Origin of the sequence: Flavobacterium suaedae (assembly GCF_014642915.1) — a bacterium.
Lineage (GTDB): Bacteria > Bacteroidota > Bacteroidia > Flavobacteriales > Flavobacteriaceae > Flavobacterium > Flavobacterium suaedae.
The window spans coordinates 250,239-270,179 of the sequence record NZ_BMJE01000004.1 but is presented as its reverse complement, the minus strand read 5'-3'; the positions used below and the strand labels follow the sequence as shown (position 1 = coordinate 270,179).

16 protein-coding genes are annotated in these 19,941 nt (G+C 36.6%); 7 read left to right on the top strand and 9 right to left on the bottom strand.

Going from position 1 to position 19,941, the window contains the following annotated elements; genetic code table 11:
* Positions 1–2 precede the first annotated feature (2 nt).
* From IEW45_RS09555 to pdeM, 4 genes are all read right to left on the bottom strand, one after another.
* Positions 3–638 (bottom strand): response regulator, encoded by a 636-nt coding sequence (locus tag IEW45_RS09555; protein ID WP_188621022.1) that lies wholly within the window; start codon positions 636–638, stop codon positions 3–5.
* A 64-nt stretch (positions 639–702) separates the two neighbouring features.
* Positions 703–1,755 carry a glycosyltransferase family 9 protein gene (locus tag IEW45_RS09550; protein WP_188621021.1) on the bottom strand — a complete coding sequence of 351 codons (1,053 nt, stop codon included), beginning with the start codon at positions 1,753–1,755 and terminating at the stop codon, positions 703–705.
* Positions 1,756–1,943: 188 nt separating this feature from the next.
* Positions 1,944–3,338 carry a dicarboxylate/amino acid:cation symporter gene (locus IEW45_RS09545; RefSeq protein ID WP_188621020.1) on the bottom strand — a complete coding sequence of 465 codons (1,395 nt, stop codon included), beginning with the start codon at positions 3,336–3,338 and terminating at the stop codon, positions 1,944–1,946.
* Positions 3,339–3,448: 110 nt separating this feature from the next.
* Positions 3,449–4,096, bottom strand: a complete 648-nt coding sequence (gene pdeM, locus IEW45_RS09540) for a ligase-associated DNA damage response endonuclease PdeM (RefSeq protein ID WP_188621019.1) — start codon at positions 4,094–4,096, stop codon at positions 3,449–3,451.
* A 143-nt stretch (positions 4,097–4,239) separates the two neighbouring features.
* On the opposite strand from pdeM, the gene IEW45_RS09535 reads away from it, so the two are divergent.
* Positions 4,240–4,440 carry a YqaE/Pmp3 family membrane protein gene (locus IEW45_RS09535; RefSeq protein ID WP_188621018.1) on the top strand — a complete coding sequence of 67 codons (201 nt, stop codon included), beginning with the start codon at positions 4,240–4,242 and terminating at the stop codon, positions 4,438–4,440.
* A gap of 9 nt (positions 4,441–4,449) precedes the next feature.
* On the opposite strand, the gene IEW45_RS09530 is transcribed toward IEW45_RS09535, so the two are convergent.
* The 3 genes from IEW45_RS09530 to IEW45_RS09520 all read right to left on the bottom strand — a co-directional run bounded on the left by IEW45_RS09530 (position 4,450) and on the right by IEW45_RS09520 (position 9,749).
* Positions 4,450–6,909: a ligase-associated DNA damage response DEXH box helicase gene (locus IEW45_RS09530; RefSeq protein ID WP_188621017.1), complete on the bottom strand. Its 2,460-nt coding sequence runs from the start codon at positions 6,907–6,909 to the stop codon at positions 4,450–4,452.
* Between the two features lie 198 nt (positions 6,910–7,107).
* On the bottom strand, positions 7,108–8,712 hold the full coding sequence (locus IEW45_RS09525; protein ID WP_188621016.1) for an ATP-dependent DNA ligase: 1,605 nt from the start codon (positions 8,710–8,712) through the stop codon (positions 7,108–7,110).
* Positions 8,709–9,749: a ligase-associated DNA damage response exonuclease gene (locus tag IEW45_RS09520; RefSeq protein WP_188621015.1), complete on the bottom strand. Its 1,041-nt coding sequence runs from the start codon at positions 9,747–9,749 to the stop codon at positions 8,709–8,711. Before IEW45_RS09520 ends, IEW45_RS09525 begins: the two co-directional genes overlap by 4 nt.
* A 151-nt stretch (positions 9,750–9,900) precedes the next feature.
* On the opposite strand from IEW45_RS09520, the gene IEW45_RS09515 reads away from it, so the two are divergent.
* From IEW45_RS09515 to IEW45_RS09495, 5 genes are all read left to right on the top strand, one after another.
* Positions 9,901–10,122: a helix-turn-helix domain-containing protein gene (locus IEW45_RS09515; RefSeq protein ID WP_188621014.1), complete on the top strand. Its 222-nt coding sequence runs from the start codon at positions 9,901–9,903 to the stop codon at positions 10,120–10,122.
* Positions 10,122–11,396, top strand: coding sequence for a DNA cytosine methyltransferase (locus IEW45_RS09510; RefSeq protein ID WP_188621013.1), 1,275 nt, complete (start codon positions 10,122–10,124; stop codon positions 11,394–11,396). The genes IEW45_RS09515 and IEW45_RS09510 overlap by 1 nt, the downstream gene beginning before the upstream one ends.
* A complete protein-coding gene (locus tag IEW45_RS09505; RefSeq protein ID WP_188621012.1) occupies positions 11,380–12,528 on the top strand; it encodes an HpaII family restriction endonuclease in 1,149 nt (382 codons plus the stop codon). The genes IEW45_RS09510 and IEW45_RS09505 overlap by 17 nt, the downstream gene beginning before the upstream one ends.
* 3 nt (positions 12,529–12,531) lie before the next feature.
* On the top strand, positions 12,532–12,945 hold the full coding sequence (locus IEW45_RS09500) for a very short patch repair endonuclease (RefSeq protein WP_188621011.1): 414 nt from the start codon (positions 12,532–12,534) through the stop codon (positions 12,943–12,945).
* Between the two features lie 79 nt (positions 12,946–13,024).
* The gene (locus IEW45_RS09495) at positions 13,025–14,371 is read left to right on the top strand and encodes an ammonium transporter (RefSeq protein WP_188621010.1); all 1,347 of its coding nucleotides are present in this window, start codon (positions 13,025–13,027) and stop codon (positions 14,369–14,371) included.
* Positions 14,372–14,418: 47 nt separating this feature from the next.
* On the opposite strand, the gene IEW45_RS09490 is transcribed toward IEW45_RS09495, so the two are convergent.
* Together IEW45_RS09490 and IEW45_RS09485 are read right to left on the bottom strand one after the other, a co-directional pair.
* Complete coding sequence (locus IEW45_RS09490; RefSeq protein ID WP_188621009.1) at positions 14,419–17,307, bottom strand: zinc-dependent metalloprotease; 2,889 nt, start codon at positions 17,305–17,307, stop codon at positions 14,419–14,421.
* A 12-nt stretch (positions 17,308–17,319) separates the two neighbouring features.
* Complete coding sequence (locus IEW45_RS09485; RefSeq protein ID WP_188621008.1) at positions 17,320–18,735, bottom strand: hypothetical protein; 1,416 nt, start codon at positions 18,733–18,735, stop codon at positions 17,320–17,322.
* Positions 18,736–18,827: 92 nt separating this feature from the next.
* Between IEW45_RS09485 and IEW45_RS09480 the strand changes: the two genes are divergently transcribed.
* The gene (locus tag IEW45_RS09480) at positions 18,828–19,349 is read left to right on the top strand and encodes a nuclear transport factor 2 family protein (RefSeq protein ID WP_188621007.1); all 522 of its coding nucleotides are present in this window, start codon (positions 18,828–18,830) and stop codon (positions 19,347–19,349) included.
* The last annotated feature ends 592 nt before the right edge of the window (positions 19,350–19,941 follow it).

Genomic DNA, 19,941 nt, shown 5'->3' with positions numbered 1-19,941 from the left:
AACTATTCGCTATACAACTTATACTTCTCCACCAAAGAAACTAAATTATTTACATTAAGTTTTTCAAAAATACGGTGTTTGTATGTGCTAACTGTAGACATTTGAATATTCAGCTTGTTTGCTATTTCCAGATTCCCGTCGCCGTTAGCTAATAAAGCTGCAACTTCCATCTCTCTGTCTGATAACGTTTCTAAAGGATTGTGCGGAGTATTATTAAGTGTATTTTCAAATATTTTATTTTTTACTTTTTCACTTATATACTTTTCTCCCTCCAAAATGGTTATTGCTGCTTCAGTAATTTTTTCTTCTGCCGAAAGTTTATTAAGATAACCGTCTGCACCCGCATGTATATATCGTAATGCAAACTGCTCTTCGTCAAATGCAGAAAATATAAGTACTTTTAAAGAAGGCTGAATTGCTTTTACTCTTTCAACCATAAGTACAGTATTCCCTCCTGGTAAATTTATATCCAACACTAATAAATCTATTTCAGTAGTTTTTAGTTTAGATATAACTCCGGGAAAATCTGCAGCATGATGTATCTCAATATCCGAAAGTGATTCTTTCAAAATCAGAGCTACACCGCGTCTTACAACACTATGATCGTCAGCCAGTAATATTTTATGTTTCCCAAACACAATCCTTCTCTTTTGCGTGGGTAAAATTATTACATATTGGCTATATATTCAACTTTTAATTAACTTATTCTTTTTGCTTCAACACATTAGCTACTGCATGTATGCATTTATGCACATCTTCGGGTTTCGTAACCTTCACACTGGTACTTCTATTTCCGTACGGTTCATACACTTCTGTATCAGTACATGAGAACAAACCTATGGTAGGAGCCTGAGAGGCACTTGCTAAATGCATCATTCCGCTATCAGCACCCACAAATACTTTTGAGTTAGCTATTACCGAAGCTATTTCTCGAACATCTTTACTATAAAAGGAAGGGGCTTCAAAATCTATCTGAGATACATTTTCTACAGGTAAAATCTCTAATATATTATACTCACTAAAATTTGCTTTTAGTTGTTTATAGCATTCTTTCCACCACTGAGTTTCATAACATTTAGCCCCTGTTGCATAGGTAAATATGCAAATTGTTTCTTTAGTAGTGTCTACCAGTTCATCCAGTTTTTTCTTTCCGTTTGTTCTCTCCTGTTCACTAAGTTTTAAGTTTAGACTTGGTATAGGAGCATCTAAAGTATCATGAATACCCAATTTTGAAACAAAATATCTGAAATTGTAAACCGGATATTTTGCTATATGCTTGTAGTCTTTATATTTTGATTTAAACTCTTTATCTACATCTCCAAAGAATTTTAAATCTGCTCTTGCAGCTTTTGTTGAGAGTCTTCCTGATGAAGATTTTGCATTTACATTAATTGCAATATCATACTTTTTAGTTTTTAGCCCTACCCAACGCGATATATATTGTGGTAATTGACTAAAATGCTTTTTAGGAAGCCGTATTATTTTATCTATAGTAGTGTAGTTCTCAAAAATAGGTATTGCTGCTCCACCCTTTACAAAAACATCTATTGTACAGTTAGGAAAAGTAGCTTCAACTTCCTGTACTAAAGGTGTGATGAGTAGCATATTACCTAACCTGTGGTTAGGTCTGCATATCAAGACACGCTTAACGTCATTTCTTTCAATATTAATTCCTTTTTCAAATGCTGATTTACCAACATTTTTAGTTAGGCCAAGCATTATTTTCTTTCTTAGCCTATTTACATGTTTAGACATTCTTCCCCGTTTCTTTTAAAAACCTTAATTTCCTCTGGTAGCAAATATAGGATTCCAATAAAAACATTCAATAAAAAAATAATTAAAATTTTACAAAAAAATCAATTAATAAACAAAAAAAGTATTATTAGTTAACAAAAAAGGAGATACCGCAGCATCTCCTTTTTTTATTATTGTAAAATATATTTCTATTTCTGTGGTTCTGCTTCAAACACTTCAGGACCTTCTTCCCTGTCAGGGTCAAACTCCCCTTCCCATTTAGCAATAAATGCAGAAGCCAAGCAATTCCCTATTACATTTATAGAAGTACGTGCCATATCCATAAGTTCATCAATGCCCAATATCGCCATAATAGGCCATATAGGCAAGTTAAATGACGCTGCTGTACCCATAAGTATAACCAGCGAAGCACGTGGTATTCCCGCTACTCCTTTACTGGTAACCATTAAGGTAAACACCATAATAAGCTGTTCTCCCAAGCTTAAATCTATACCTGCTGCCTGTGCTACAAATATGCTGGCGAGCGAAAGGTAAAGTGTAGTACCATCAAGGTTAAAACTGTACCCCATAGGCATTACAAACGATACTACTTTTCGAGGTACACCTATACTCTCCATAGCCTCCATAGCACGTGGCAAAGCTGCCTCACTACTTGTAGTGGCAAATGCTATAGATACAGGTTGTTTTATAGCCTTTAAGAATGATATAATAGGTATTTTTGCCAATAGAGCTATAGGTAAAAGTACCGCCAAAGCAAACACTATAAGGGAACCATATAAAAGGAACAGTAACCCAAATAAGTTTTCTAATATAGAGAGTCCCATATGTCCTACCGTATATGCCATTGCAGCACCTACACCTATAGGGGCAAAGTACATTACTATATTAGTAAACTTAAACATTACTTCCGAAAGACTTTGTGTAAAATCAACCATTGGCTTACGTTTCTTTTCAGGAACCATAATAAGCCCAAGACCAAAAATTACACTAAAAACTACTATTTGCAGTACCTCGCCTTCCGCCATAGATTTCGCTATATTCTCCGGGAAAATATGAAGTATTATCTGTTGCCAAGTTTGCGGCTCCGCGGCTTGAATATTGTCATGCATTGCGGCTGGTGCTATAATACCCTCACCGACAGGGAAAAGGTTAATAGCAGCTACTCCTATAAATAATGCTATGGTGGTTACTACTTCAAAGTACAACAGGGACTTCCACCCCATTCTCCCCACTTGTTTTATATCGCTATGCCCTGCAATACCATATACCAGCGTAGCAAAAATAAGCGGACCAACTATTGTTTTAATCAGCTTTAAAAATATCTTACTAAGTACACGCAAGTTTACTGCGACATCAGGAAAATCATACCCAACACATGCTCCAATTATCAAGCATACCAGTATCCAAGTGGTAAGGCTTTTCTTTTTAACAGCATATAATGTTATTCCAAATACCGAAGCCCATCTGAAAAAAGTAGAAACTCCTTCCGGCACGGCATCAAATAAATAGTCTACAGCATAGATTACCGCCGTAAGCGAAACAATAATAAGCGCAAGAAAGTTTATATAGCGAGATTTAAACATAAAGTGTGTTTGTTTTATCCTTTGAGAATATTTTTATAAAAAAAGCATTATTGCGGGGTAAAAATAAAGGAAAAATAGTTTTTAGGCTAAAAAAGCTAAAGAAAACACTTTTATAACTTTTCTACATTAATTTTTATCACTTCATTTTTTATAATTCCGTAAATTTTATCATTTTCACCGGGCTGCATAATATATGTCCCTGTAAACGCACCAAATGCAGGAAGTATCATTTGTTTTTCACTCCTGAAAAAACAAGGCAACTTCATTCGCTGCCTGCCCATTCCCTGTAATTGTACAGCCGGATGTATATGCCCAGACATAGTAAAAAACCCTTCACGCTCTTCAGGGTGGTGTACCAATAAAAACCCGTTAAGCACCCACTCACTACAAATATTTATCCTTAATGCTTCAAATTTTTTAACGGGGATTATATCATGGTTACCTGCTACCAATACTATTGGTTTTTGAATGCGGTGTACCCACTCTTCAAACAGTTCCCATTCTGTATTTAAACTACTATGAAAAAGGTCTCCCAAAAAACAAATTTTTTCAGGATTGAAGTACTCTACTACCTCATCCAGCTTTCGGAAGTTTTTATACTTGGCAATATCCGGTATGGCTGCCCCATGCTTACGGAAGTGCGACACCTTCCCCAGGTGCACGTCACTAATAAGCAACATACTTTGTTCTGCCCAGTACATAGCCCCTGAGTAGTGTAGTATAAAATGGTTATGGTTAATGGTAATTTCTAATGTCATAAGTAGTAATGCAAAAATACACAATAACAAAAAAGTTATAAAGGCTAATTATTAATTAACAGGCTAGTAGAAATACGTGCAAAAACTACTTTTCAATTCATTTTCATAAATTTGCATATCATCAATCAAATCAACCGAATAGTATGAGATATGTAATAGCCTTCTTTTTCCCTTGGCTGTCATTAATTTTACAGGGGAAATTACTCAGCGGAATAATTTGCCTTATATTACAAATAACCTTAATAGGCTGGATTCCTGCTTTTATATGGGCTGCAACTTCCTTAAACCGTATGTATGCCGACCGCAGAAACAGAGCTGTAATAAGAGCGATGAGAAGAGCTTAGTTAAGCAAATTACTTCATATAGTTAGCGGTCATTCGTTTAATGCGTTCTGCCAGGGTTTCACTGGATAACCTTTCCCTTAATCGGTCAGTTATTATAGGGAAACTAAACGGTGTGGGCTTTTCGCACTGTTTCCAAACTATTTGTTGGTGTTCAATGCGCTCTAAAGCCAGTAACAAACGTCCCTCTTCCAGTTGATGCTCAAAAGTTTCTCTGTAGGCTTGCTGAAATAATAAGTTATCAGGTTCATAATCTCTGAATACCTCAAATATTAGCTGACTACTACTTTGCAGGTGTTTTGTTTTTACCACCTTACCGGGATAGCCTGTAAAAACCAGTCCTGCTATTACCGCAATATCACGGAACTTACGCCGTGCCATTTCCGTAGCATTCAGGCTGCGCTGTAAATCACTGTGCAAATGTTCAGGGGTAAATAAATTATTATCCAAAACCTGCTGCATATCTATTTCTTTGTCCGATAGTAATTCGAAACCATAATCGTTATACGCCAGTGAAAAGGTAATTGGTGATAATAAACTAATACGAAAAGCTAAAAGGCTGGCTAATGCTTCGTGTACATAACGTCCTTCAAACGGATAAAATATAGCATGATAGCCTTCACGTGTTTTAAATGTTTCTATTAAAAATTCATCCTCATCCGGCACTATGGATTCTTTCCTTTGCCTTTCAAAAACCGGGTAAAGTGCTTTCAATTCATTTGACATATCATCAGTATTGGCAGCATACATTTCCTCCCGCAACAACTCACTCATTTGCGCCGAGAGTGTGAGCCTGCCCCCCATCCAGCTGGCATGGGTTGCTTTCGCTTTCGGGTCTGCCCGTTTCACCAGGACTTCCATATTTTTTACCCTGTACAACTCCAGCTTTCGCCCTGCGAAAATAAATACGTCTCCGGGGTTCAGTTTGGAAATAAACCATTCCTCAATAGTACCAATATACCCTCCGCTGAAATATTTCACTTTCATTACCGCATCGCCAACTATAGTACCTATTTGCATACGGTGGCGTAACGCTATTGACCTGCTGTTGACTTTAAACTTGCCGTCGTCTTCAATCTCCACTTTTTTATATTCGTCATAAGCCTGCAGGCTTTGGCTACCTTTAGTGATGAAATTCAGGCAGAACTGCCAATCCTCTTCCGTTATCGCTTGGTAGCAGAATGTACTCTTTACTTCTTTAAATATTTCATCAGGATAAAACCCGTCAGATACTGCTAGTGTAACGAGGTACTGCACCAGCACATCCCAACTATTCAGGTACGGAATACGGTCTTCCACCACTGTTTCGGCTACCGCCCTGCGTAAGGCAGAGGCTTCTACCAATTCAATAGCATGGGTAGCGAGGAAATAAATATTACTTTCCTGCCCCGGTCGGTGTCCGCTACGTCCGGCACGTTGTAAAAATCGCGCTACGCCTTTCGGGCCACCTATTTGTACTACGGTTTCTACAGGAGCAAAATCAACCCCTAAATCAAGGCTTGAGGTACAAACCACTGCTTTTAGTTGTTCATCGCGTATTGCCTGCTCTACCCACTGCCTTGTCTCCCTGTTTATACTGCCATGGTGCATTGCCATTTCTCCTGCAAACTCAGGGTATTTTTCCAACAGTGCCTGATACCAAATTTCGCAAGCACTGCGCACATTGGTAAATATCAAGGTCGTTTTACTTTTTTTAATGATTTCCGCTACCTCATCTACCAAATGTAAACCCATATGTCCCCTCCAGGGGTAAGCGTCCATTTTTTCAGGGAGTACCGACAGCACATTTATTTTTTTATTGAGGTGCGCTTTAATCATTACCGAATTTTGCAATGCTTCCGATTCAGCACCGAGTAACACCTCCATCGCCTGTTGCAAATTCCCTATAGTTGCCGATACTCCCCAAATACGCATTTTGGGTGCAACCGTTTTTAATCGGGACAGTGCCAGTTCGGTTTGTACGCCTCGTTTTGTGCCTAGTAGTTCGTGCCACTCATCAATAATAATAGCCGTACAGCTTTTAAATATTTTGGGGTAGTCTTTACTTGCCAGCATTAGCTGCATACTTTCAGGGGTGGTAACCAGTAAATCAGGCATTTTCTTTTTTTGCCTGCTGCGTTCGGCGGTAGTAGTATCGCCTGTACGGATGCCGACCGTTAGTTGTGTGTCCAGTTCATTGGCTACCCGTTCCGCAGCTTGTTTTATTTCCACCGATAGCGCACGCAATGGCGTTATCCATATTGCTTTTAATCCGGGCTTGTGCTTGGTTTTATAATCAGGATTTTTTTTGATGTAGTCCAGCACTACAGGTATCCATAGCGCATAGGTTTTCCCGCTGCCTGTAGGCGCATTCAGCAAACCGTTTTTACCCTGCAGAAAAGCTGTCCACGTTTGTGTTTGAAACGGAAAAGGCTGCCATCCCTGCCCTTCAAACCATGTGTTGGCTATATCAAAAAGTTCTTTACGGTTCATGCTTCTTGTTTTGGGTTACGGGTTAAGGGTTTTGCGTTATGTGTTTCGGGTTATGTGTTTCGGGTTACGTCATTGCGAGCGGAGCGCGGCAATCTATATAAGTATTAGATTGCTTCGTCGTACCTCCTCGCAATGACGAATGTTTTTATATTTTCTTACTTTACGACTTTCGACATTAGACTTTATGACTGTTAAAAACTACTTCGGTATCAATGCTTTTAAATCCTCAATAGTGTTGGCATCTTCAATTGCTTTATCAGTACGCCAGCGCAATATTCTCGGGAAACGGGTAGCCACACCACTTTTATGCCTACCGGATAAGGCTATTCCTTCAAACCCAATTTCAAAAACCAGTTTTGGCGTAACACTACGCACCGGTCCAAAACGTTCCAGCGTGTTCTTTTTTATATAATCATCTACCATCCTGAATTCCTTATCCGTTAAACCGGAATAGGCTTTTGCAAACGTAACGAGTTCCCGTTCGCCGTCTTCTTTTTCCTGCCATAAAGCGAATGTATAATCGGTAAACAGGTTGCTACGCCTGCCGTGTCCCCGCATGGCATAGGTAAGTACTGCGTCAATACTATACGGGTCGAGTTTCCATTTCCACCAGTCGCCTTTTTTACGTCCGACTAAATAAGGCGAATCTTTCCGTTTAAACATTAACCCTTCGCTGCGGACTTCCCTTGCTCTTTCTTTTTCTCTTACTGCTTCTTCCCAGTTATTAAATGTTACCTGTTCGGATATTTGCAGAGGTAAATCGAGTTCTTTTACCCCTTCATACATTAATTCCAGTAATCGCCTGCGTTCTTTATAGGGTAAGTCCCTTATATCTTTGCCTTGCCATTCTAATAAATCATATGCTTTAATAATTACCGGTACTTTTTTAAGTATGGCTGCCGATACAATTTTACGCCCTATACGGGTTTGTAAATCATTAAAACTGCCTATGCTATTATTTACCCACGGGAGTATCTCGCCATCTATCACCGTACCATCAGGCAGAGTATCAATAAAACACTGGAATTCGGGGTATTTATCCGTAACCAGTTCTTCTCCCCTGCTCCATACAAACAACTCACCATTCCTGATTATAGTCTGCGAACGGATACCATCCCATTTATGTTCTGCTGCCCACTCGTCGGGATTTCCTAACTCTTCCACCTCATCTTCCAAAGCATACGCTAAGTAAAACGGATACGGTTTAGAAAGCATATCTTCAGGCTTTTCATCCAGCACCAGTTTTTGGAAACTAACCGTTTGCGGATTCCAGTCGCCCATTAATTTATGTGCCAGTATATCTTCATCCATTTCAGTTACACGAGCTAATGCTCTTGTCATTAGTTTTTGGCTTACCCCGATACGGAAACTGCCTGTAATGAGCTTGGTAAACACAAAACGCTCGTAATAGTTTAAAGCCAGCCAGTTTTGATGGAGGTATTTCTTTTTCTCATCTTCCGGTTTCTTTTTAAGGGTAATCATCTCCTCCACAAATTCCGAAAGGCTTTTATCACTTTGATTTTTTGTGGTGGGTATTACCAGAGCAATAGTTTCAGCTAGGTCGCCTACTATATGGTAACTTTCCTCAAAAAGCCATAAAGGTATGTTTGCCAGCTCACTGGCCCACAACCTCAACAGCGTAGTATTTACAGGACGTGGCGGTCGGCGATGCGACAATATAGCAATTGTCCATACCTTGTCCTTATCATTCGCATGGCGAAAATATTCGGTTAGCGCTTCTACTTTTGTGTTGGTTTTATTGGTACTGTCAAGCGTTTTTATGAGTTGCGCAAAATTCTTCATGATTCGCCTCCTTCCTTTTCACGCTGGTCTTTTTGTTCTGTTTCACCTTCATCCGTCTCACCTTCATATTGCGTATGTTCCGTACGGGCATCATAGCCTTGTTCCCGTAAATATTTCGAGAAAATTTCGCTGTACCCGTGTGTGGAAATTACCTTTTCGCAGCCTGTGGCTTTAATACTCTCCAACAGACTTTGCCAGTCGCAATGGTCGCTTAATACAAAGCCCCTGTCAATAGCCCTGCGCCTGCGTGCTCCGCGAAATGCCATCCATCCGCTTGCTGCACCTGTTACATAGGGTGTCATTTTCCTGATCCATGGGGTACCGTGAGCACTGGGCGGAGCAATAACCATATTACCTGCTATTTCTTCTTTTTTAGTATCACGGGTAATGAGTGTAGTGGGCGGAAGGTCGACCATTGGGCGGATTACCTCTGTCATGTTTTCTACCGCTCCATGCGTGTATATTTTACCGATATCGGTATCTAAATGTTTTAACAGCCGTTGTGCTTTACCCAGTGTATAACCAAACAGCACCGATGTTTTGCCTTCGGCTTTGTTTTGCGCCCACCAAGTATTAATATCGTTAAAAACTTCCTGTTGCGGTAACCATTTAAAGGCAGGAAGCCCAAAAGTACATTCCGTTATAAAAGTATCGCATTTTACCACTTCGTATGGTGTGGCTAGCCCGTCGTCTTCTGTTTTATAATCGCCTGTAAACACCCAAACTTCACCTTTATATTCTACCCTTACCTGAGCGCTGCCTACTATATGCCCCGCAGGGTGCAATGAAAAAGTAACACCGTTAACACTAAAGGTTTCGCCCCAGTCTTTGCCTGTTACATTAATATCGCCTAAACGGTGTTTTATAATGGGGACATTGAGATGATGGGTAATGTAATTTTTATGCCCCGAACGGGAGTGGTCGCTGTGCCCGTGGGTAATAATAGCATTAGTAACCGGCCGCCACGGGTCTAAATATACATTGGCTTGGGCGCAGTAGATACCTTTATCGTTAAATGCCAGCAAGGGCTGTTTCATACTGAGAAGTTTTACAACTCCTAAAGTTACAACCTGTACCTATTTTTTAAAAGCAGCTTGAGGGAAGTTTAACGTTTGTTGAAAAATAAGCAGTCCTCGCCTACAATTGTAGGCGGGTCAATTGTAGGCATGGCAATAATTTTAAAACCTTATGGATATCAAAGAAAAATTTGGATTAAAAGTTAAAAAACTACGGGAAATCAAGGAGTTATCAATTGAGCACCTTGCTAACATATCCGATGTAGACCGCAATTATATTTCCGATATAGAAAAAGGAAAGCGAAATGTTTCAATAATAATTATTGAAAAGATTATCCATGCACTCGATACCGATTTAGCTACTTTTTTTAATGATAAAAGTTTTAAGAAATAATGAAGGAGAGCCTTTCAATAGCCGAATTTGATGGCAAGAAGTATAAGATACGCTTAGTAGATTCTGACAGTGACAATAAAGCTGTTATCACTCACTATTTACATAATGTAGAAAATGGTGTTGCTAAATATTATGAAAAAGATGCTAAAGAATATATAGCTGATTTTTTAAACTATAAGTATGGAGAAGAACAACCCAAAACGGTTAAAGAAACAGCTATACAAGAGCTTTTATTTGAAGTAAATAACGTTCCCTTCCCTACCCCTAAAAATTACACTTTTAAATTCATAGACCTTTTTGCAGGTATAGGAGGGTTTAGAATGGCTATGCAAAATTTAGGTGGAAAATGTGTCTACACTTCTGAATGGGATGAACAAGCGCAAAAAACATACAGAGCTAATTACGGAGAAATACCTTTTGGAGATATAACAAAAGAAAGAAACAAAGCATATATCCCCGATGACTTTGATGTATTATGTGCAGGGTTTCCTTGCCAAGCTTTTTCTATTGCAGGAAAAAGAGGAGGGTTTGAAGATACAAGAGGTACTTTATTCTTTGATGTCGCTGAAATTATAAAGAGAAAAAAACCAAAAGCAATATTTCTTGAAAATGTAAAAGGTCTTCGTAATCATAATGGCGGTAAAACATTAGCTACAATTTTAAATGTTTTAAGAAATGATTTAGGGTATTTCGTACCTGAACCACAAATTATAAATGCAAAAGACTTTGGAGTCCCTCAAAATCGAGAAAGAATATTTATTGTAGGCTTCAGAAAAGATTTAAAAATAGAGGAATTTAAGTATCCTAAGCCACTTGATGCAGATGTTTCTTTTGAAAAAGTTAAAGAAGAGAATGTTGTTCCAACAAAATACTATTTATCAACTCAATACCTGCAAACATTAAAAAATCATAAAGCCAGACATGAGAGTAAAGGAAACGGATTTGGTTACAACATCATTCCTGATAGTGGTATTGCAAATGCAATAGTTGTAGGCGGAATGGGACGTGAACGTAATTTAGTTTATGATGACAGAATTATCGATTTCACACCAACAACAAAGATAAAAGGAGAAGTAAACAGAGAGGGAATAAGAAAAATGACTCCCAGAGAATGGGCTAGACTTCAAGGCTTCCCTGACAGTTTTATAATCCCTGTAGCCGATGCATCTGCTTATAAACAATTTGGCAACTCTGTAGCGGTCCCCGCAATACAAGCTACTGCTGAAAAAATTTTAGAAACTGCTAAAATCAAACATCATGCTAAAAGGAAATAAAGGAGAGTGGAGTGAACTATATGTATTCACTAAGATATTAGCTGAAGGAAAACTATACCAATCAGATATTAATTTAGAAAAAAATGATGAAAAGTTTTATGAAGTTTTAAAAGCATACAGAGATGAAACTAATTGTGAAATCGAATACATCCGAGAAAAAGAAGTAGAGATATATGATAAATCTATTAGTTCATTGCCTGTTGATAAAGTCAAGCTAGAATATTTAGAAAAAAATGCAATAAAATTGTTAAATGGTATTATAAAAGGAAAAGGAAAAAGTTTTGCTATTGAGAATGTAAATGATTTTATAGAAAAACTTAAAATTGGGAAACTAAAAGCTCCCTCAACAAACAAATCTGACCTTAAACTAAGGATATATGATCATCGATTGGCTACCGAGACTGATTTAGGATTTAGTATAAAGTCACTGCTTGGTAAAAACTCAACACTTCTAAATACAGGTCCTGGAAATAATTTCATTTATAGCATCCAAAACCCAACACATATTGATATAAACTCTTTCAATAAAGAAACTTACAAAACATCTAACAAAACATCTAAAATTACGTTCCGTTTACAAAAATTATTAAATAATAACTGTGATATAAAATTTAAAGAAATCCAATCAAAACAGTTTTGGAGGAATTTAAAAATGGTTGATGGAGATTTACCTGAACTATTATCTCAATTACTCTTATATAGATATATATATTCAGAAAAAAGTATTCTAAAATTAGTAGACTTATTAGAAAAAAAAGATCCCTTAAATTTTTATGATGATGAAACAAGCGGACAAAGGCTTTATGAATACAAAATAAAACGTTTATTAGCTGAATGTGCAATGGGTATGACTTCTGAAAAAATATGGAAGGGTGTTTACGATACAACTGGAGGTGTTATAGTGGCAAAAAAAAATGGAGATGTTGTATGTTTCCATATCTATGACTTCAACTTATTTAGAGATTACCTTATCAATAATACAGTATTAGAACAACCCTCAACTGGTGAAGATGAAATGAATCCTGGTAACGAAAGAACGAAGAAGGGAACAAAAAAATACTATTATGGATGGTTGTATAGCCAAAATGATTCTTTAGAATTTAAGATTAATCTACAAATCCGTTTTAAATAATATATGGATCGCCACACTCCTGAACAACGCTCAAAAAATATGGCTGCTGTAAAAAGCACAGGCAGTAAAGAAGAGGTTGCTTTAGGTAAAGCAATGTGGAGAAAAGGACTACGGTACAGAAAAAATGATAAAACTGTTTTTGGCAAACCTGATTTTACTTTTAAAAAATATAAAGTTGCAGTATTTGTAGACAGTGAATTTTTTCATGGTAAAGATTGGGAAACACGAAAAAAGCCAGCCACAAATGCTGAGTTTTGGGAAAAGAAAATAACCCGTAATATAGAACGTGACAAAGAAGTAAATGAAAACCTTTTAACTAATGGCTGGAAGGTGCTTCGCTTTTGGAGCAATGATGTAAAGAAAAATCTTGACGAGTGCGTTAAAAAAGTTTTAGAAGTCACAAATAGTATAAAATAAAAACACACCCCTATATTTTTAAACAAAAATCCTAAATAAAAATAATTTTTATATTTTTAACCCTATAAAAATAGGGGTTATGAATAAAAAAATAGAAAAAAGATGGATTGTCGCCTTTTTAATTACAGCGGCAGTATGCTTAACAGGTTTATTTTGGCAACACGCCACAGTAAATGTTTCCGACCAATTTAACAGCACCGATACTATTGTACCCGCCGATGTAGCCTGGCTGCTTACAGCTTCGTGCCTGGTACTGCTTATGACACCCGGGCTATCGTTTTTCTATGGCGGTATGGTAGGGAAAAAGAACGTTATTTCTACCATGCTTAAAAGTTTTATCTGCCTTGGGGTAATTAGTATGCTGTGGGTAGTGGTAGGTTTTAGCCTGTCGTTTGGCAGCCCTATTGGTATTACTATAGATGGTACCCATTACGGCATAATAGGCAATCCTTTTGATTTTGCTTTTTTCGACTATGTAGACGAGCACCCTCATGCTGCTATGGCAAGCACCATTCCGTTTATATTGTTTGCCCTCTTTCAGATGAAATTTGCTGTTATTACACCTGCAATTATTACAGGAGCACTCGCCGAGCGTATTCGTTTTATATCATTCCTGTTATTTATCTGTCTGTTTTCTATTGTAATATACGCTCCGCTTTGCCATATGGTATGGCACCCCAGCGGACTGCTTGGTGCATACTTCGGTATTAAAGATTTTGCCGGTGGTACTGTAGTACACATGAGTGCGGGTTTTGCTGCTATTGCAGGTGTTCTTGTACTTGGTAAACGCAAAAATTTAGAGTACATCCCTACTAACATTCCGTTTGTACTACTGGGTACAGGTATGCTTTGGTTTGGGTGGTTTGGTTTTAATGCGGGTTCGGCACTTGCTGCTAATCATACCAGTGCTATGGCTTTTGCTACTACTACTATTGCTTCGGCTGCCGCTATGCTTACTTGGGCTTTCTTTGACAGGCTTAACGGTCGTAAGGTTTCGGCTTTAGGTTGTTGTATTGGGGCTGTGGTAGGGCTTGTAGCTATTACTCCCGCTGCAGGCTTTGTTTCTATCCCGAAGAGTATGTTTTTTGGTTTTGCTGCTGCTATAGTGAGTAATATTATGGTACACTGGAAAAGCCTTAAACGTATTGATGATACTTTGGATGTCTTCGCTTGCCATGGTGTAGGTGGCATTATGGGTATGATTCTTACCGCAATTTTTGCAGAGGGCGAAAATGCCAGCCTGCTACATGGCGGTTGGGGTGTGTTCGGGCACCATATGCTGGCGCTTATATTAGTGGCTGTTTTCTCTTTCTTCGGGGCAATGTTGTTGTATAAGTTTACTAATTTGTTTATTCCGCTTCGTGTAAGTGAAGATGCTGAACAGCAAGGTTTGGATTTATCCCAACATAATGAATCTATAGGATAAAAAAAGGCTGCCAATTGGCAGCCTTTTAAATTATTAAATGTAAAAAACTAGTTCTTTATTAGTTTTTGGGTGTAAAAATTTCCTTTTTGAGTCTGTATAGTCAATATATATACACCTTTTGATAAATTACTAATATCTAGTGTGTATAAGTTTTTAGACGATACATTTCTCTCAATTACTTTCTTACCTTCAGTAGTTAAAATTATAAGATTTTGTATTAAATCTGATTTTATCCTTACATCAACTGTAGAAGTTGCTGGATTCGGATAAATGTACAATTCCTTACCCCCTTCACTTTCAGCAAACTCGTATTCTATGATGTCTGTTGGCTCTATTTGCTGTTCAAAATAGCCTTGCCTTTCAGATGTGGACTGAGGTACAAAATCACATATTGTATTATCTAGTTTCAGAGTAACGTCAGAATTACCAACTATTGATGTAGTTCTCATAACTATTGACTCTTTTGCTATAAATTTTCTCTCTACATCACCCATTTCTAAAGACTCAAAATAATTAACTCCTGAAATAGAGATATTTTTTGAATATGTCGTATATTTTTCAGGAACTTTTCGAATTGATTTATTATAAAAAGTTGAATTGTCTATAAAAGATTGGTTATGTCCCATTGCATCTAATACATCAGCCATATCATATATTCTTATCTCTGGGTGAAAACCAACAAAAAGAAGATTACCAAAAAACTCAAAATCATCATTATTTTGACCACTCCCATTCTTACAGGTTATTCTAGTCGAACTTGCCTGCCAGTTAGGGTACTGAGATGTTGGATAATTTGTATTATAAAAAACATGTAAAGAATGACTAGCTAAATTATCTATAAATAAGAACTCGTTATTAATTACTTTCATCTGTGAGTCTCCCGATACACGGTTTGTAAAATTATATACCTCCTGTTTAGTATGACCCGACGAAAACTGAGAAGTACTATTTTCATTTACTCTAAAAGAATAAGTATACAGCTTGTCGTACGCTGACCCCGAATGACCTGTTTGTTGTTTTGTAAGCACATGAATATGACTATCTGTTATATCCATATCAACAAACCGTTCTGAACTTAACATATCCGGAACCTGATATTCTGCTACTTTATTCCACAAGTTATTACTTTGTAGCCCATACATTGCTATTTCATTAGAACCAGATTTTAATAAAATTTCAGGAGGGTCATATGTTCCTACAAAAGAACTTGAATTTATATTTACAGCACTTTTTAGAAGGTTTACTGCCAAAATACCTGTATTAAGCACTGGCACTACATCATCTACTATGGTTTGATGGTAATTATAATATCCGTTACTATTTTTATAATATACCCTCATCTGTCCTCCTCCTTGAGTTATGAAAAGAAATCTTCCCACACAGTAAGAGCTTATAGCGACATCATACTCATTACTCAAGTGTGTTATAATTTGGCTTATCCCCCACTCTTCAGAGTCTTCATCAAACTGATAAATATATGCTGAATCGTGCAGATATGAGCATACAATTATTTCATCATCATTTAAAATTAAGCCAAAATCATTAATAGTACTATTTGTATAATTCAAATCTAATTGAATACTCTGTAAAAAAGCAAATTGACAACCTTCTCTTTTATAAATATGTACATAATCAGGAACGTATGGAGGCGGATTTTCAGGAGTTCCGAATTCTGTTTGGGCATCTGTTACAACCAGCCATTTATCATTAACTTCTAAACGCGAACCAAAATTACGTTTTGTAAAATATGAGTGGGGTGCATTTTTAACTTGTACTGGTAAATCAGTGTTAACACTACAATCTGTTCCTCCTAAGCCTAAGCTTGCACTACAGGTTGTATAATCAAATCCAGAATATGGACGTCCCTGCATATATATACTTCCACGATAACTTGACAAAATATCTCTCATACGCTCTTTTTGACCTTGAGTAAATATTGTCATACAATTGTCATCATTATAGTTCATATAATTCTTAACAACATCTGTAACTTGATTTGCACAATTTTTACCCTCACAAGGACCTCCATAATTATCAAGATAAGCAGGTCCTGAAACTTTATCTGTATCGCATATCATATCTCCTTCAAATAAACAGTCATTTTCCTCACATAAACACTGTAAGTAAGCAAGCTCTTCAGCGGGTAGGGGATTAGGACCTGGCTTCTCACAAGTATGTTGAAAGACATGGAAGAGCCCTAGCCAGTGTCCAACCTCATGTACTGCTGTTATACCTGAAGAACCATTAGAAGAGTTTGACCCTATATACTTATAGTCAATAACAACACCATCTAAAACATTATTCTCATTATAGGTAGCAAAATCAACATAGAAAGGAAACGAAGAATATCCTAATATTGTATCTTCTCCACATGTTTTTATATCTGCTATCCATATATTCAAGAAAAGTGAAGAAGGGAAAGCTGGATCTCTAAATGATTTTAAGGTATAATCTGTATCAAGATTAATATCACATTCATCAGTACCATTACCATCAGCATCTTGTAATATCCCTACATCATAACTAGTCGCTCCCATATATCTGTTCACACCACTAGTTTCTCTACTATATGCATCTTTTGAGGCTATACAAAATCTTATTTCGGTATCTACACCTCCATATTCACCTCCATATGCCTCATTAAGAATATCAATTTGTTCTTCTAGTTTACTTAAAGCAACATTCCTACCTGTTCCTTCAGGCTCACCATTATGTATAACGTTGAAAACAACAGGAATATATACTATTCCTTCATTAGCACTTGTGCTTTTTGTAGTATTATCAGAAGTATAACTCTTAATTACACTCTTAATTTTAGACTCGAGCTTAGGGTCTCTCTCCTTAAAAGCTTTAAGATATTCATCAGCAAAACACCTTTGAGAGTAACTAAACCAAGTTGCACTAAAAAAAACAACTATTATAAAAATATTTTTCATCAAATATTAATTTTAGTTATTTATAAGTATTTCAACTTTTTTCTTAAGTTCTTCAATCTCTTTCCCTTGTTCAGAAAGCTGCTTATCTTGCTGTTCTATTTTTTTATTTTGTTCTATCAAATAAAGAGTTAGTTCTTCTATTTTTTCTTGTTGAATTTTTGCCATTTCACCAACATTTATACCTTCTTCTTTAATTTCTTCAGCTGAAGGCACATTCGGTAAGTGACCATTTTTATTTATAAAACTTTCAACTTCTTGTAAAGATTTTAGTTTATAATCTTCAGAAAAAACATAATCTGCCCAAGTTGAATCATAACTAACACGCACCTCTTCTGTAAGTATACCTCCTTTTACAAATAAAGTATAATAACTAATATTTGAGTTTCCAGACATAGTAGGAAAACTATTAAAACCTCCTATACCTATTTTATTTTCTGCAAAATCTCCATATATAAGAGGTAATGTATTAGCAACATCAGAACTACTAATATATAGTTTATTACTATCTGTTTCGTCCATTCCGGCTCCATTTCCAATAAACACATTATTGGTTCCTGTAGCATTAGTTCCTGCTAAAAAGCCTAGATACACATTCTTACTACCATTAATATTATTCAAACCCGCACCGTGACCAATAAAAACATTTCCATTTCCTATAGTGGTAGAAGTGGCTGCTTGATCTCCTATATATATATTCCAGCTTCCAGTAGTATTATTCTGTCCTGCATAATGACCCAGAAAAACATTTGAAGTTCCTGTTGTATTGTCATACCCTGAATGATCTCCTGTAAAAACATTAGCTTGACCCGTAGTGTTATTAGCACCTGAATAAGCACCTAAAAAAGCATTTCCTTCACCTGTAGAAACACCATTTGTTCCCTGACCAGCTTGATAGCCTACAAATAAGTTTGAAGCTCCAGTATTATACCTCCCTGAATAACTCCCTATATAAGTACTTTGAGGTGCGCCATAATATCCTGAATAATACCCTATTGCCGTAACATAACTGTCGTTAACATTATAGCCTGCATAATAACCAGCTAATACCGAGTAGGATGAATTACTATTATATCCTGCCCTATACCCTGTAAATGTATTATGGTTTCCGCTAGTTGTTCCTCCAGACCTATAACCCGTATATGTATTACCTGTTCCTGATGCATTTTGACCGCTTAAAGCTCCAAAAAACGTATTATAATTCCCGGATGTAATATTCGAACCAGATTGATGACCCACCATGGTATTAAAGCTTCCTGAAGTAGCATTACCAGACTGATATCCTATATATACAGTACCGGAAGTTGTATTCAAAGCTGCACCATTATCTACACCTAACCCTGTTTCGGTAGTACTTTGTACTTCTTGTCCAGTGGACATAAAAATCGAGCCTAGCAACATTGTTACTGCAAATAGTTTTTTTGTTTTCATGATTAAATTTTTTTAATTGAAATGGTTATTAATTAATTTGGCTCAATATACTACAATAATACATTCCTTGAGATTAAACCTACATTTCAAATATGAAAAAAACATTAATTTTATTTTCTATCGCTGGTATACTGGCAACAGTATACAACAACGTACCTATTTCTTTCGATACTACTGAACAAAAAGAAATTATCAACTCCTTTTTAGATGATTGGCATAACGCTGCTGCTACTGCTGACTATGAAGGTTACTTTGATAAAATAGCGGAAGACGGCAGGTATATTGGTACTGATGCTATGGAAAACTGGGACAAAAAGGCTTTTGCTACCTTCTCTAAACCTTATTTTGATAAAGGTAAAGCATGGAATTTTAAGGCTGTACAGCGCAACATCTATTTTAGTAAAGATGGTACTGTTGCTTGGTTTGATGAATTACTGGATACTTGGATGAAAGGTTGTCGTGGTTCGGGAGTACTGGAAAAAGAAAACGGTGAATGGAAAATAAAACATTATGTACTTTCTATGACTGTACCTAACGAAGTAACTAAAGAGGTTATACCCTTAAAAGCTAAGTATGAAGACTACATTATTGCCAAGCTTAAAGAAAAGCAATAGGTATATAAAAAAAGAACCTGCCAATTTGGGGCTTGGCAGGTCTTGCTAGCAAAAGCAAAGTTCCCAGGGGCTTCCCATTACCCCTGGAGGTATAGTTGTGTTGACTTTTCTAATTATTTATTTTTTTTATACTGTAAATTTAGCACGAAATTCTTACAGTTTTGGTTTTATTCGTTTAGATAAATTTATAGGAAGGTGAAAAGCATGTATGTTTCGACGAATTGTAATACCCTTTAAATGAAATATTAAATCAAAAAAAAGCGCTCCGGCATTTACTACCGGAACGCATATCCACCTAACCAATAAAAATTAAATCCATGAAAAAATTTAGTCCTCTAATAAATCTCTTCCTTGGATATCTGATGTAAAATTATACTGTAATTAAATATTTTATTTAAAATATCGATAAGTGGTAGTTTACTGTAGTTGAATGGAACTATAACGCCGTTAAAAGAATACGAATTACAATGTATGTTGGGTATAATTTTAGAAATTATTCATAATCACAACAACTGTTTCTTATTATATTAACAAATACACTTAACTTTATTTAAAAACAATAAGAAATCTACTACTGGTAACTTACTTACCA

Excerpts from the sequence above, each read along its gene's own strand:
- IEW45_RS09500 (WP_188621011.1), top strand. The coding sequence starts at position 12,532 with ATGGATCGCCACACTCCTGAACAACGCTCAAAAAATATGGCTGCTGTA.
- IEW45_RS09505 (WP_188621012.1), top strand. The coding sequence starts at position 11,380 with ATGCTAAAAGGAAATAAAGGAGAGTGGAGTGAACTATATGTATTCACT.
- IEW45_RS09480 (WP_188621007.1), top strand. The coding sequence starts at position 18,828 with ATGAAAAAAACATTAATTTTATTTTCTATCGCTGGTATACTGGCAACA.
- IEW45_RS09525 (WP_188621016.1), bottom strand. The coding sequence starts at position 8,712 with ATGAAGAATTTTGCGCAACTCATAAAAACGCTTGACAGTACCAATAAA.
- IEW45_RS09520 (WP_188621015.1), bottom strand. The coding sequence starts at position 9,749 with ATGAAACAGCCCTTGCTGGCATTTAACGATAAAGGTATCTACTGCGCC.
- pdeM (WP_188621019.1), bottom strand. The coding sequence starts at position 4,096 with ATGACATTAGAAATTACCATTAACCATAACCATTTTATACTACACTAC.
- IEW45_RS09515 (WP_188621014.1), top strand. The coding sequence starts at position 9,901 with ATGGATATCAAAGAAAAATTTGGATTAAAAGTTAAAAAACTACGGGAA.
- IEW45_RS09550 (WP_188621021.1), bottom strand. The coding sequence starts at position 1,755 with ATGTCTAAACATGTAAATAGGCTAAGAAAGAAAATAATGCTTGGCCTA.
- IEW45_RS09530 (WP_188621017.1), bottom strand. The coding sequence starts at position 6,909 with ATGAACCGTAAAGAACTTTTTGATATAGCCAACACATGGTTTGAAGGG.
- IEW45_RS09485 (WP_188621008.1), bottom strand. The coding sequence starts at position 18,735 with ATGAAAACAAAAAAACTATTTGCAGTAACAATGTTGCTAGGCTCGATT.
- IEW45_RS09535 (WP_188621018.1), top strand. The coding sequence starts at position 4,240 with ATGAGATATGTAATAGCCTTCTTTTTCCCTTGGCTGTCATTAATTTTA.
- IEW45_RS09545 (WP_188621020.1), bottom strand. The coding sequence starts at position 3,338 with ATGTTTAAATCTCGCTATATAAACTTTCTTGCGCTTATTATTGTTTCG.
- IEW45_RS09490 (WP_188621009.1), bottom strand. The coding sequence starts at position 17,307 with ATGAAAAATATTTTTATAATAGTTGTTTTTTTTAGTGCAACTTGGTTT.
- IEW45_RS09495 (WP_188621010.1), top strand. The coding sequence starts at position 13,025 with ATGAATAAAAAAATAGAAAAAAGATGGATTGTCGCCTTTTTAATTACA.
- IEW45_RS09510 (WP_188621013.1), top strand. The coding sequence starts at position 10,122 with ATGAAGGAGAGCCTTTCAATAGCCGAATTTGATGGCAAGAAGTATAAG.